Here is a 13,205-nt window from a genome sequence, read left to right as displayed (position 1 = left end):
CGAGAGCAAGCGTGAATCGGACGCGCGGCCGCCCATGCGCCCTTTCCGCAATGCGATTAGCCTGAAGGCATAATTTTCGCACGAACACGCGCATCAAAAAGGTGAAATTGACGGAATCTTGCTCTCCGGTGCATGCAAGAAAGTCTTCACCAAGCCAGCAAGATGCCCGCCGTTCCGTTGGCGGGTTAATGGTTCGCTGGCCTCGGCGTGCTAGGTTTGCGCCCAATCAAAAGCGCATTCCGTAAGCGCAGGGAGCACGAAATGGCTGAAACCGCGACACGCATCGGGTGGGTCGACATCGCCAAGGGCATCTGCATCATCTTCGTGGTGATGATGCACTCGACGCTCGGCGTCGGCAGCACCATGGGCGGCGAAGGGTTCATGCACTATGTCGTGGCGTTTGCGCGCCCCTTCCGAATGCCCGACTTCTTCCTGATTTCCGGCCTCTTCCTCGGGCTCGTCATCGACAGGCCATGGCTGCGCTACGTCGACCGGAAGGTCGTGCATTTCCTCTATTTCTATGTGCTGTGGCTGACGATCCAGTTCGTCTTCAAGGCGCCCGGCATGGTGGCTGAAGACGGGGCCGCCGCGCCGCTGACAGCCTATCTCTGGTCGTTCATACAGCCGTTTGGCACGCTGTGGTTCGTCTATATGCTGCCGATCTTTTTCATCTTCACGCGGCTGGTGAAGACGCTGCCGGTCTGGCTGGTGCTGGGTTTCGCCGCCGTGCTCGAGATGCTGCCGATCCACACCGGCTGGGTGCTCTTCGACGAGTTCTGCTCGCGTTATGTCTACTTCTTCGCCGGCTATGCCTTCGCAACGCGGATTTTCGACCTTGCCGAATGGGTTGCTGCGAACCGCGCCAAGGCTCTCGGTCTTCTTGGGCTGTGGGCGGTCATCAACGGCATCTTCGTCTTCACGCCAGCGCCGGCCTCCTTCGCCATCTTCCACCAGCCGGGAGGCGATGCCGCCGGTGCCGCTGGACTGGCAGTGCTGCCGTTCATTTCGCTGGCGCTTGGCGTCGCCGGCGCGATGGCGATCGTAACCGTCTCGGCCCTCGTCGCACAGGTTTCATGGATGCAATGGCTATCGTGGCTCGGCGCGCACTCGATCGTGATCTACCTCGCCTTCTTCCTGCCCATGGCCGTATCGCGCGTGATCCTCATCCGCACCGGCATCATCACCGATATCGGCACGATCTCCCTGCTTGTAACCATCGCAGGCGTGATCGGCCCGGTCATGCTCTATGGGCTGATCCAGTGGACCGGCTGGGGCAAATTCCTGTTCGAGAGGCCTGACTGGGCGATCATCGATCGCCCAGCAAAGCCGCAACGTGCCGCGCTGCCAGCCGAATAGGCCCGGCACAACCCCTCACGAGTGGGCGAAGATGTCCTGCTCGTCCCAGCCCATCAGATCGAGCCTGGCGCGGGTGGGCAGGAAGCGGAAGCAGGCTTCGGCCTCTTTCGTCCGTCCGTCGCGCTCCAGCCTGAACAGCAGCTTTTCGCGAAGCTGGTGCAGGTAGAGAACGTCGGAAGCGGCATATTCGAGTTGCTCCGGCGTCAGCGTCTCGGCTGCCCAGTCGGACGATTGCTGCACCTTGGACAGGCTGACACCCAGCAACTCGTTGCAGATGTCCTTGAGACCATGGCGATCGGTATAGGTCCGGGTCAGCCGTGAAGCGATCTTGGAGCAGAAGACCGGCTCCGGCATCACGCCGAATGCGTGGTAGAGCACCGCAAGATCGAAGCGGCCGAAGTGGAAGAGCTTGGTGATCTTGCGGTTGCGGAGCAGCGAGACGAGGTTGGGCGCACGCTTCTGACCGGGCGCGATCTGTATCACGTCGGCGGTGCCGTCGCCGGGCGAAAGCTGCACCACGCAGAGCCGGTCGCGATGCGGGTTCAGCCCGAGCGTCTCGGTGTCGATCGCAATCGCATCGACGTCATAATTGGCAAGATCGGGCAGGTCGCCCTTGTGAAAGCGGATGGTCATCGAGCGGCCTTTCGGGTTCAGGCGGTCAGGGCGGCGAGGATGCGCGCCCAGCTTCTCTGGCCCTTGTGAAACGAGGTAAGGTCGTATTTCTCGTTGGGCGAATGGATGCGGTCGTCGTCGAGGCCGAATCCCACGAGCAGGGTGTCCATCCCGAGGCGGCGCTTGAAATCGCCGACGATCGGGATCGAGCCGCCCATGGCAAGCACGAGGGCCTTGTTCGGCCACTCGTCCGTCAGCGCCGAGGCGGCCTTGGTCACCATCGGGGAATCATAGGCGAGCTGCAGCGCCGGCGACCCGCCATGCTTGTGAAACGTCACGGAGCAGTCGGCTGGAACCCGATCCTCGACGAACTTGCGGAATGCCGCGCGGATCGCCTCGGGGTCCTGATTGCCGACGAGGCGGAAGGACACTTTCGCCGAGGCCTGCGCGGCGATCACCGTCTTAAAGCCCTCGCCCTCGTATCCGCCGGAGATGCCGTTGAATTCGGCGGTCGGGCGCGCCCACACCATTTCCGGGATCGAGCGTCCCTTTTCGCCCGACGGGACCGACAGGCCGATGTCGCCCAGAAGAGGGCTGATGTCGAGCTTATCCCAAGATGCCTTGATCTGGCTCGGCGTCTCTTCAACGCCGTCATAGAAGTCGGGGATTGTGATACGCCCCGTCTCGTCGTGCATGTCCGCGAGGATCCTGGAAAGGATGCGGATGGGATTGGCCGCCGCACCGCCATAGACGCCGGAGTGGAGGTCTCGGTTGGCGGCGTGGATCGTCACCTCCTCGCCCACGAGTCCGCGTAGGCCGACCGTGATGCAAGGCGTTTCGCGGTTCCACATGCCGGTATCACAGACCATGGCGAAATCAGCCTTCAACTCCTCCGAATTGGCGTCGAGGAACGGCTTGACCGAGGGCGAGCCGGATTCTTCCTCGCCTTCGAACAGCAAGGTGACCTTGCACGGCAGACTGCCATGCACCTGTTTCCAGGCGCGGCAAGCCTCCACGAACAGCATGAGCTGCCCCTTGTCGTCGGACGAGCCGCGGCCGGTGATGACCTTTCTGCCGGGCTCCAGATCCTTGATGCTCGGATCGAACGGGTCGGCATCCCACAGGTCCAGCGGGTCAACCGGCTGGACATCGTAATGGCCGTAAAACAGGACATGCGGAGAACCTTCCGGCCCGTCGTGATGGGCAACGACCATCGGATGGCCGGGCGTGTCGCGCACGCTTGCATCGAAGCCAATGCCCTTCAGATCATCGACCAGCCATTCGGCGGCGCGGCGGCAATCCTGCGCGAAGGCCGGGTCTGTCGAGATGGAGGGAATGCGCAGCAGCGCGAACAGCCGTTCGAGGCTTGCTTCGAGGTCTGCGTCAATACGTTCGAGGACGGGAGCGAGTGCGGACATGGTTGGACCTTTCGATTCTGCGGCCGCGACCCTATCGTCCGGCGCACCGCTCGAAAAGCCCTGCTTCCTTGTGCCAGCAGCACAAAAAAGTGCCGCCGTGGTGGAGGGGAACCACGGCGGCCTTACTCGAAACGATGCGGGAGCCCGGAGAGGGGGATGAGGCTCCCGCAATGTCCGGTTCAGGCGGGGGACGGGCCTATTTCCCGGACTCGGCGAAAATTGCCGATGACCTGCATTTGGGTCTTTGAAAATGGCGATTCAAGGGCGTCAACATTACATCTCTGTAACATGGCCGTGATGGGCGGCCTGCCCTGACGACGTGGCAGGAACAAGGGGCTCTGAAGCGGTTTGCGATGGACACCACGGATGCCCCGCGCTAGGCGTTTGTCCATGAAAAAAGGCGATCATCTCTTCCTCGTCGACGGCTCGGGCTACATCTTCCGCGCCTATCACGCACTGCCGCCGCTGACGCGAAAATCCGACGGTCTTCCAGTCGGCGCGGTCTCCGGTTTCTGCAACATGCTCTGGAAGCTGATGCAGAACGCGCGCGACACCGATGTAGGGGCCACGCCGACACATTTCGCGGTCATCTTCGACTATTCGTCGAAGACGTTCCGCAACGAACTCTATCCCGAATACAAGGCAAACCGCTCGGCGCCGCCCGAGGACCTGATCCCCCAGTTCGGCCTGATCCGCGAGGCGACGCGCGCCTTCGACCTGCCCTGTCTGGAAATGGAAGGATATGAGGCGGACGACCTGATTGCCACCTATGCGCGGCTGGCCTGCGAGGCCGGCGGCGATACCACCATCATCTCCTCCGACAAGGACCTGATGCAGCTCGTGGGTCCCACCGTGTCGATGTACGACCCGATGAAGGACAAGGAAATCAACGTCCCCGAGGTGATCGAGAAGTGGGGAGTGCCGCCGGAGAAGATGATCGACCTGCAGGCGCTGATGGGCGACTCGGTCGACAACATTCCGGGCGTTCCCGGCATCGGCCAAAAGACGGCGGCGCAGCTTCTGGAGGAATATGGCGACCTCGACACGCTGCTGGAGCGGGCGGGCGAAATCAAACAGCAGAAACGGCGCGAGACGCTGATCGAAAATCGCGACAAGGCGCTCATGTCGCGTGAACTGGTGCGGCTCAGGAACGACGTGCCCGGCGTCGAGCCGCTGGACGATTTCGTGCTGCAGCCGCCGAACGGCCCGAAGCTGATTTCCTTCCTCAAGGCGATGGAATTCACCACGCTGACGCGGCGCGTCGCCGAGGCGTCCGGCGCCGAGGCCGCGGAGATCGAATCCGCACAGGTGGATGTCGAATGGGGCGAGGCAGCGCACGGTCCGGATGTCGGTTCAAAGCCTGCTGACGCAACTGCCGAGGGGGATGCCGCATCGCCTGCGGCGGCGGCTGGAGACACGCCGGGAGCGCTCGCTGCGGCCCGCGCCGCCGAGGCGGTCGCGCAAAAGGTCGACAACACCGCCTATGACTGCATCCGCGACATCGCCACGCTGCGCGAATGGATCGCGGAGGCACGCGAGGCAGGCGTCGTCGCCTTCGATACGGAGACGACATCCCTCGACCCGATGCAGGCGGAGCTGTGTGGCTTCAGCCTTGCCACCCGCCCCGGACGCGCTGCCTATGTGCCGCTGATCCACAAGTCGGGCGCCGGCGACCTGCTGGGCGGCGGGCTGGTGGAAGGCCAGATTCCTGCGCGAGACGCGCTGGCCGAACTGAAGCCCCTGATGGAGGATCGCAGCGTCCTCAAGGTCGCGCAGAACCTGAAATACGATCTCGTCATCATGCAACGCCACGGCATCGACGTTGCGCCCTATGACGACACGATGCTTCTCTCCTACGTGCTCGACGGCGGCTCCAACGGCAGTCACGGCATGGATGCGCTGTCCGAGCGCTGGCTGGGCCATACGCCGATCGCCTTCAAGGACGTGTGCGGTTCCGGCAAGGCGATGGTCACCTTCGACTTCGTCGATCTCGACAGGGCCACCTGCTATGCCGCAGAGGATGCCGACGTGACGCTGCGGCTGTGGCGGGTCCTCAAGCCACGGCTTGCCGAAAAGGGCCTCGTCTCCGTCTATGAGCGGCTGGAACGCCCGCTGGTGCCGGTGCTCGGGCGGATGGAGCAGCGCGGCATTTCAGTCGACCGGCAGATTCTGTCGCGGTTGTCAGGCGACTTCGCCCAGGGCGCGGCGGCACTGGAGGATGAAATCTATCAGCTTGCCGGCGAGCGCTTCACCGTCGGCTCGCCGAAACAGCTCGGCGACATCCTGTTCGGCAAGATGGGACTTCCGGGCGGATCGAAGACCAAGACCGGACAGTGGTCGACCACCGCGCGCGAACTCGAAGACCTTGCAGCCGCCGGGCACGAGCTGCCGCGCAAGATCGTGGACTGGCGCCAGCTCACGAAGCTGAAATCGACCTATACCGACGCGCTGCCCGGCTTTATCAACCCGCAGACGAAGCGCGTGCACACGTCCTATGCGCTGGCGTCCACTACCACCGGTCGCCTGTCGTCGTCCGATCCCAACCTTCAGAACATCCCGATCCGCACCGCGGAAGGCCGCAAGATCCGCACCGCCTTCATCGCCGAGCCCGGGAACCTGCTGATCTCGGCCGATTACAGCCAGATCGAGCTTCGCGTGCTCGCCCACGTCGCCGACATTCCCCAGCTTCGCCAAGCCTTTGCCGATGGCATCGACATTCACGCGATGACGGCATCCGAGATGTTCGGCGTGCCGGTCGAGGGCATGCCGGGCGAGGTGCGCAGGCGCGCCAAGGCGATCAATTTCGGCATCATCTACGGCATCTCGGCATTCGGACTGGCCAACCAGCTTGCGATTCCGCGCGAAGAGGCCAGCGCCTACATCAAGAAGTATTTCGAGCGCTTTCCGGGCATCCGCGACTATATGGACGCGGCCAAGGCGCATTCGCGCGACAACGGCTACGTCGAGACGATCTTCGGCCGCCGCATCCACTTCCCCGAGATACGCTCGCCGAATCCCTCCGTGCGGGCGTTCAACGAGCGCGCCTCGATCAACGCCCCGATCCAGGGCTCGGCCGCCGACATCATCCGCCGCGCGATGGTGCGGATGGAGGCTGCGTTGGAGAAAGCAGGGCTGCACAACACGCAGATGCTGCTGCAGGTGCACGACGAACTGATCTTTGAAGCGCCGGAAGGCGAGATCGAGGCGGCCATGCCGGTGATCCGCGACGTCATGGAGCATGCCGCCATGCCGGCACTCGCCATGAAAGTGCCGCTGCACGTCGACGCCCGCGCCGCGAAGAACTGGGACGAGGCGCATTGAGGTGGAGATATTTCTTACATACCGAGGAAAGATTCCATCCAAGAGAAAAAGCCTTGCGGCGATATGGGAGATGCGCCGCAGCTTTCACCATCAATTAGCAAAAGTCCGGAAAAGCGACCCCTTCAATGTCCTCGATCGAGAATTCTTCGCAAATTCGGCACGTACAATTCGCGAGCAGCGCTTTGCGCCACTGTATGGAAAGCATGTCAAAGTGCAGATTATGCTGGACTTAGTCCTACTTACAGGGACACCCGAACGAAAATCTGCCCTTAGTTCAGGTGACCTAGACAATCGTCTAAAGCGAATTATTGACGCACTCAGAATGCCAAGCCAAGCAGATGAAGTGTATGAAGATCCAATTTCGCCGGACACGTGCTACTGTCTAATGGACGATGACAGCGGCGTGAGCAGTGTAAGCGCCAAACTCGGTCCATTCCTAGGATCGAACGATCCCGAGGAATCGTTTGTTTTCATTAAAGCTCGAGGGACACCGGAAGCTGTTACTCTGGAAAATCTGGCACTTCTTTTCTAGAGCATGGATGTGCTTCCTTTCACAACCCTCCTCTCCTTCGCGCTCGCCTCGACGATCATCGAGCTGACACCTGGCCCGAACATGACCTATCTGGCGCTGGTTTCGGCGTCGGAAGGCCGGCGTGTCGGCTTCGCCACCGTCGCCGGCGTCGCGCTTGGTCTGGCCGTGATCGGGTTCGCGGCAGCTTTCGGCGTCGCGGAGCTCATCAGCGCTTCGCCGCTTGCATACGAAATCCTGCGCTGGGCCGGCGTGGCCTTCATGCTCTATCTAGCCTGGGATGGATGGCGCGGCGGCGGCGATGTCGTGGCATCGGATGCCAGGGTCGGAGGCCGTTATTTCCTGCGCGGACTCGTCACCAACCTGCTCAACCCGAAGGCTGCGATGTTCTACGTCGCCGTGCTGCCGACATTCATCGACGCTGCCGGGCCCCTCCTGGCGCAGACCGTGACGCTGACCGTCGTCTATGTGTTGGTCGCAACACTCATTCACGCGGGCATCGTCGTCCTAGCCGGTGCGCTCGAACCGCTGCTGAATGACCCGCGCCGGGAACGGATTGCGCGACGCTCACTTTCAGCCCTGCTGGCGCTCGTTGCGGTCTGGTTCGGGTGGACCACGGCCCGCTGAAAGGGGCACCGACGTTTCCTAGACCATTCGCCCGACGGCTGCATCCGCCGCGTCACGAATGGCGGAGATGTTCGTGGCATAGGCGTCTTTCGATCCGCCCTTGAACACCGCCGAGCCTGCGACAAGCACGTTCGCTCCGGCCTTCGTGACCAGCGGGGCCGTTTCCGGCGTCACGCCGCCATCGATCTCAATGTCGATCGGACGGTCGCCGATCAGCGCCTTCACGCGGCGCACCTTTTCCACGACCGAGGGAATGAAAGCCTGTCCGCCGAAGCCGGGATTGACCGTCATCAGAAGCACGAGGTCGAGCCGGTCGAGCACGTATTCGATGACGTTTTCCGGCGTCGACGGGTTTAGCGACACACCAGCCTTCTTGCCGAGCGCCTTGATCGCCTGCAGCGAGCGGTCGAGATGAGGGCCGGCCTCGGCATGGACGGTGATGATGTCGCAACCGGCATCCGCGAAGGCAGCGAGATAGGCGTCCGTCGGCGCAATCATGAGATGGCAGTCGAACACCTTGTCGGTGCGGTTGCGGATCGCCTTGATGATGGGCGGGCCGAAGGTGATGTTCGGCACGAAATGACCGTCCATCACATCGAGGTGGATCCAGTCGGCGCCTGCGGCAACCACCGCCTCGACCTCGTCGCCGAGCCGGGAAAAGTCGGCCGAAAGCACGGACGGTGCGATGATGGTTCCGGTCATTGCGGACGGCTCCCGTTGATCTGCCGTCCGCCTAGCGTGTGCGTTCGCCGTTGTCGAGAGGCCGAAGACCTTATCCTATGCCCATCATCCTGCGCAGCGCGGCGCGGTCGACGCCCGAATCGGCGAAATCGTCGAATGCCTTCTCGGTGACGCGGATAATGTGACGTTTAATGAAGGGCGCGCCTTCTGCCGCCCCGTCCTCGGGGTGCTTGAGGCAGCATTCCCACTCGAGCACCGCCCAGCGGTCGTAACCGTACTGCGCCAGCTTCGAGAAGATGCCGCCGAAATCGACCTGTCCGTCGCCCAGCGAACGAAAGCGGCCGGCCCGCTCGGTCCAGCCCTGATAGCCCGAATAGACGCCCTGCCGGCCAGTCGGGTTGAACTCGGCATCCTTTACGTGGAAGGCCGAAATGCGCTCGTGATAGATGTCGATGAAGGCGAGGTAGTCGAGCTGCTGCAGCAGGAAATGCGACGGATCGTAGTTGATCGTGCAGCGCTTGTGGCCGCCGACCGCATCCAAGAACATCTCGAAGGTCGCGCCGTCGAAAACGTCCTCGCCCGGATGGATCTCGAAACCGAGATCGCAGTCAGCGTCCTCATAAGCGTCGAGGATCGGCTTCCAGCGCTTGCCGAGTTCGCCGAATGCCTCCTCGACAAGGCCGGCCGGACGCTGCGGCCAAGGATAGAGATAGGGGAAGGCCAGCGAACCGGTGAAGGACACGCTCGCCTTGAGCCCGAGGTTCTGCGATGCCTTCGCCGCGAGCTTCATCTGCTCGACGGCCCATGCCTGCCGCGCCTTGGGATTTCCGCGCACCTTCTCCGGCGCGAAACCGTCGAACTGCGCGTCGTAGGCCGGGTGGACGGCGACAAGCTGGCCCTGGATGTGGGTGGACAATTCGGTGATCTCCACGCCCGCCTCGGCGCAGACGCCCTTGACCTCGTCGCAGTAGTCCTTCGAAGACGCCGCCTTTTCCAGGTCGAAGAGGCGCCCGTCATTGCTCGGCACCTGAATACCCTTGTAGCCGTGTCCGGCTGCCCACCTGGCGATCGATGGCAGCGTGTTGAACGGCGCCTCGTCGCCAGCGAATTGCGCCAGAAAGATCGCAGGGCCCTTCATCGTAGCCGGCATGTCATGTTCCTTTCCTGTGTCGATTTCACGGGCGCGCGTAGCGCACGTAAGCGAAGGCAGTCGAGTCCGGCGCCCAGCAGGGCACATTGATCGACCCCTGCCCGCCAAACAGCGAGACTGCGGTGCGGATGCCGCCGCCCTCGGGGTTCATCAGGCGCAGATCCACGTCTCTGTCGCGCGGATGGCCTTCCGTGCCCGCTTCATAAGCAAGATAGAGCACGGCGGTTCCGTCGGGAGAGGGGTGCGGAAACCAGTTCACGCGGTCGTCATTCGTCATCTGCTCGATGCCGCTGCCGTCGGTCCGAACGCGCCATAACTGCATCGTTCCGCCCCGGTCGGAATTGAACCATATCCATTTCCCGTCCGGTGTGTAGTCCGGCCCGTCATAATGACCGCCACCATCGGTGATCCGGGTCTCTTCGCCGCCGGAGGACCCGACAGTGTAGATGTTCATGCCGTCATCGCGTGCTGCCGCGTAGGCCAGCGTCCTGCCGTCGGGCGACCAGCCATGCCACCACGACGGTACGTTGTCCGTGACACGACTCGGCACGCCACCATGGATGAGCAGCGTGTAGATGCAGGACTGCCCGGTTTCGGACTTGTCGCTGATGACGAGCGTGGCGCCGTCCGGCGAGATGCCGTGGTCGTTGTTGCAGGCCGTGGCGAAGCCGGTATCGATGCGTTGCGGTTTCGCGCCGCTTGCAAGATCGAGCCGCCAGATCAGGCCCTCGCCGTTGAACACGAGAAACGTGCCGTCGGGCGACCAGTTTGGCGCCTCTATCAACGCGTCGGTGGCGTGGACGACGCGCTCGGCACCCGTCGCGGGTTCGTGGATGACGATTTCGCTCTTCATCACCCGCGCTCGTAGCTGAACCAGTCGAAATCGGCATGAAGGCCGCTGCCGCTGGTGTCGAATGCGGCCATGCCGACAAAGGCCCCGGTAAAGGAGCCGTGCTCGCCGCGACCGCCTTCGTCCGAGATCACGCTGGCGTCGAGCGTCGGCCCAACTTGAGTCCACTGGCCGTCGCGCTGGTAGCTGAAGGCCAGGGTCGCGCCGTGCACCTCGGCTGCCAGGGTGACGGGAGCATCGCCCGGCAGCGGGATCGGTTGGCCAAGTGGAAAGGTAAGCCGGCCGTCCGGCCAGTCTCCGGGACAGCTCATCACGGTCAACACGCGGCCATGGCGCGCGTCGTGGGTGACGGCGAGAAAATGGAACTTGTGCCGATTGTAGTAGTGGACGAGGCCGGCGGCCTGCTGAAATGTCTTGGGCTCATAGTCGAGCCGAGTCTCGGCGCGGAAGGAAAAGACGTCCTGTCGCCGCGCGACAAGCGCCTGCTCGTACCAGCTTCCGATCGACTCGCGGCCGAACAGCCGCAGGAAGCCCGGGCGGTCGCTCAACGAGAACAGTCGCTGCCAATCCGGCGTGCGCAGCCACTGGAATTCGAGTGGCAGCTTGCCATCATCGAAATCGTGTCGCTCGACCGCGGGCGGATCGGCGCGCTGCACATCTCGCGGCGCGGGAACCTCGACCGCCGGCACCTGGCCGCCCTGCTCCAGATAGAGCCAGCCATCCTCCTTCCAGACGCATTTCTGGATTGCCGTTTCCCGGCCGAGCGGCGAGCGACGCAGGCCCGGCAGCGGCCGCGAGGTCAGATGCGTGTGGTAGATTTCGCCGTTCGGCGTCTCCACAATCTGCCCATGCCCTGCCCGCTGGAGAACCGCGTCGGGATCGTCCTTCGAGGTAATGAGATGGGTGAGGGGATGCAGCTCGTAGGGCCCATCGATGGCGCGGGAACGTGCCATGGTGACGGCATGGTCGTAGCCGGTGCCGCCCTCCGCGGTCGTCAGATAATACCATCCGGCCCGCTTGAAGAGATGCGGCCCCTCCACCAGCCCATGCGGGCTGCCGGTAAAGACGTTGCGCGGCGCGCCAACGAGCGTCTTCGTCTTTGCATCCCATTCCTGAAGCAAGATACCGGCAAAGGACGGATGCTTGGGTTGCCCGCCTACGCCCGACGACACATGTTTCCAGACCATGTTGAGGAACCACTTGCGGCCATCCTCATCGTGGAAAAGCGACGGGTCGAAGCCGGACGAGTTGACGTAAGCCGGGTCGGACCACGGCCCCTCGATGGACGGCGCAGTGACGATGTAGTTATGCGTATCCTTGAAGGCCCCGTCGATGCGCTTGACGTCGGTGTAGACCAGCCAGAACAGCCCGTCGGCATAGGACAGGCACGGCGCCCAGATGCCGCCAGAGTCCGGATTGCCGCGCATGTCGAGCTGGCTCGCGCGATCGAGCGGCCGCCCGACCAGCCGCCAGTTGACGAGATCCTTCGAGTGGTGGAGCTGCACGCCCGGATACCACTCGAAGGTTGAGGTTGCGATATAGTAGTCGTCACCGACCCTGCAGATCGAGGGATCCGGATTGAAGCCGGGCAGGATCGGGTTGCGGATCATCTACTTCCTCTGCGGCCCTTGGCGCTCGGCGGATGCCGCCCACAGGTTGATGTCCGCATCCTTGGCGAACTGGTCGATCTCGGCGAGTTCCTCGGGCGTGAAGTTCGGATTGGCGAGCGCGCCGACGCAGTCTTCCACCTGTTCAGGACGGCTGGCGCCGATCAGCGCCGTGGTTACGCGGCCGCCCCGCAACACCCAGGCCAGCGCCATCTGGGCAAGCGTCTGGCCGCGCCGCGAAGCGATCTCATTGAGGGCGCGGATATTGGCCAGGTTCTTTTCGTTGAGGAAGCCTGGACGCAGTGATTTGCCCTGCGCCGCGCGCGCGTCGTCGGGGATGCCGCCGAGGTATTTGCCGGTCAGCATGCCCTGCGCGAGCGGCGAGAAGACGATCGAGCCCACGCCGAGATCGTCGAGCGTGTCGAGCAGGCCGTCCTCCTCAACCCAGCGATTGATCATCGAGTAGCTTGGCTGATGGATCAGGCACGGCGTGCCGAGTTCCTTGAGGATCGCCACCGCCTCGCGCGTGCGCTTCGAGTTGTAGGACGAGAGGCCGACATAGAGCGCCTTGCCAGAGCGCACGGCATGGTCGAGCGCCATCATCGTCTCTTGAAGCGGCGTCTCGGGATCGAAGCGGTGCGAGTAGAAGATGTCGACATAGTCGAGCCCCATCCGCTTGAGGCTCTGGTCGAGCGAGGCAAGAACGTATTTGCGGCTGCCCCATTCGCCATAGGGGCCGGGCCACATATTGTAGCCGGCCTTCGTCGAGATGATCATCTCGTCGCGATAGCCGGCGAAATCGTCGCGCAGCATCTCGCCAAAGGCGACTTCGGCAGAGCCCGGAGGCGGGCCGTAATTGTTGGCGAGATCGAAATGCGTGATACCGAGGTCGAAGGCCTTGCGGCAGATCGCGCGCTTGGTCTCGTGCGGCGTGTCGCCACCGAAATTGTGCCAAAGTCCAAGCGAGATGGCAGGCAGCTTGAGACCGGACCGTCCGCAGCGGTTGTAGGTCATGGTGTCGTAGCGGATGTCGGCTGGCTGCCAGGTCATGTCG

Annotated in this window: 11 protein-coding genes; 4 read left to right on the top strand and 7 right to left on the bottom strand. The window is 63.1% G+C overall.

The features are described from left to right. The first annotated feature begins 261 nt into the window (after window positions 1-261). The gene (locus V1479_RS02865) at window positions 262-1,356 is read left to right on the top strand and encodes an acyltransferase family protein (RefSeq protein WP_368801575.1); all 1,095 of its coding nucleotides are present in this window, start codon (window positions 262-264) and stop codon (window positions 1,354-1,356) included. A gap of 15 nt (window positions 1,357-1,371) precedes the next feature. On the opposite strand, the gene V1479_RS02860 is transcribed toward V1479_RS02865, so the two are convergent. Then, entirely contained in the window at window positions 1,372-1,989 is a 618-nt protein-coding gene (locus V1479_RS02860; protein WP_368801574.1) for a ribonuclease D, read from the bottom strand. A 17-nt stretch (window positions 1,990-2,006) separates the two neighbouring features. Next, window positions 2,007-3,386 carry a M20/M25/M40 family metallo-hydrolase gene (locus tag V1479_RS02855; protein WP_368801573.1) on the bottom strand — a complete coding sequence of 460 codons (1,380 nt, stop codon included), beginning with the start codon at window positions 3,384-3,386 and terminating at the stop codon, window positions 2,007-2,009. A gap of 390 nt (window positions 3,387-3,776) precedes the next feature. Here V1479_RS02855 and polA point away from each other — a divergent pair, with 390 nt between their 5' ends. Genes polA through V1479_RS02840 form a run of 3 tightly spaced genes read left to right on the top strand, consistent with a single transcriptional unit; the run spans window position 3,777 to window position 7,863 of the window. After that, the gene (gene polA / locus V1479_RS02850) at window positions 3,777-6,707 is read left to right on the top strand and encodes a DNA polymerase I (RefSeq protein ID WP_368801572.1); all 2,931 of its coding nucleotides are present in this window, start codon (window positions 3,777-3,779) and stop codon (window positions 6,705-6,707) included. A 1-nt stretch (window position 6,708) separates the two neighbouring features. Then, complete coding sequence (locus tag V1479_RS02845) at window positions 6,709-7,239, top strand: hypothetical protein (RefSeq protein ID WP_368801571.1); 531 nt, start codon at window positions 6,709-6,711, stop codon at window positions 7,237-7,239. A 3-nt stretch (window positions 7,240-7,242) separates the two neighbouring features. After that, on the top strand, window positions 7,243-7,863 hold the full coding sequence (locus V1479_RS02840) for a LysE family translocator (protein WP_438620477.1): 621 nt from the start codon (window positions 7,243-7,245) through the stop codon (window positions 7,861-7,863). Between the two features lie 18 nt (window positions 7,864-7,881). Here the strand turns inward: V1479_RS02840 and rpe are convergent, their stop codons facing one another. From rpe to mgrA, 5 genes are all read right to left on the bottom strand, one after another. After that, complete coding sequence (rpe, locus tag V1479_RS02835; protein ID WP_368801569.1) at window positions 7,882-8,565, bottom strand: ribulose-phosphate 3-epimerase; 684 nt, start codon at window positions 8,563-8,565, stop codon at window positions 7,882-7,884. Between the two features lie 70 nt (window positions 8,566-8,635). Next, window positions 8,636-9,694, bottom strand: coding sequence for a sugar phosphate isomerase/epimerase family protein (locus V1479_RS02830; RefSeq protein WP_368801568.1), 1,059 nt, complete (start codon window positions 9,692-9,694; stop codon window positions 8,636-8,638). Between the two features lie 25 nt (window positions 9,695-9,719). Beyond that, window positions 9,720-10,547, bottom strand: coding sequence for a TolB family protein (locus V1479_RS02825; protein WP_368801567.1), 828 nt, complete (start codon window positions 10,545-10,547; stop codon window positions 9,720-9,722). After that, window positions 10,547-12,154, bottom strand: a complete 1,608-nt coding sequence (locus V1479_RS02820; protein WP_368801566.1) for a glycoside hydrolase family 43 protein — start codon at window positions 12,152-12,154, stop codon at window positions 10,547-10,549. Before V1479_RS02820 ends, V1479_RS02825 begins: the two co-directional genes overlap by 1 nt. Then, window positions 12,155-13,201 (bottom strand): L-glyceraldehyde 3-phosphate reductase, encoded by a 1,047-nt coding sequence (gene mgrA / locus V1479_RS02815; RefSeq protein ID WP_368801565.1) that lies wholly within the window; start codon window positions 13,199-13,201, stop codon window positions 12,155-12,157. It lies immediately after the preceding gene. Window positions 13,202-13,205 lie beyond the last annotated feature (4 nt).

The sequence above is a fragment of the Neoaquamicrobium sediminum genome (genome assembly GCF_040970315.1).
Taxonomy (GTDB): Bacteria; Pseudomonadota; Alphaproteobacteria; order Rhizobiales; family Rhizobiaceae; genus Aerobium; species Aerobium sediminum.
Note: the sequence above shows the minus strand (reverse complement) of the source record. Positions and strands in the feature narration are given on the sequence as shown.

What these genes read in the sequence shown, in the direction of transcription:
- V1479_RS02865 (WP_368801575.1), top strand. Translation starts at nt 262, where the DNA reads ATGGCTGAAACCGCGACACGCATCGGGTGGGTCGACATCGCCAAGGGC.
- V1479_RS02860 (WP_368801574.1), bottom strand. Translation starts at nt 1,989, where the DNA reads ATGACCATCCGCTTTCACAAGGGCGACCTGCCCGATCTTGCCAATTAT.
- V1479_RS02855 (WP_368801573.1), bottom strand. Translation starts at nt 3,386, where the DNA reads ATGTCCGCACTCGCTCCCGTCCTCGAACGTATTGACGCAGACCTCGAA.
- polA (WP_368801572.1), top strand. Translation starts at nt 3,777, where the DNA reads ATGAAAAAAGGCGATCATCTCTTCCTCGTCGACGGCTCGGGCTACATC.
- V1479_RS02840 (WP_438620477.1), top strand. Translation starts at nt 7,243, where the DNA reads ATGGATGTGCTTCCTTTCACAACCCTCCTCTCCTTCGCGCTCGCCTCG.
- rpe (WP_368801569.1), bottom strand. Translation starts at nt 8,565, where the DNA reads ATGACCGGAACCATCATCGCACCGTCCGTGCTTTCGGCCGACTTTTCC.
- V1479_RS02830 (WP_368801568.1), bottom strand. Translation starts at nt 9,694, where the DNA reads ATGCCGGCTACGATGAAGGGCCCTGCGATCTTTCTGGCGCAATTCGCT.
- V1479_RS02825 (WP_368801567.1), bottom strand. Translation starts at nt 10,547, where the DNA reads ATGAAGAGCGAAATCGTCATCCACGAACCCGCGACGGGTGCCGAGCGC.
- V1479_RS02820 (WP_368801566.1), bottom strand. Translation starts at nt 12,154, where the DNA reads ATGATCCGCAACCCGATCCTGCCCGGCTTCAATCCGGATCCCTCGATC.
- mgrA (WP_368801565.1), bottom strand. Translation starts at nt 13,201, where the DNA reads ATGACCTGGCAGCCAGCCGACATCCGCTACGACACCATGACCTACAAC.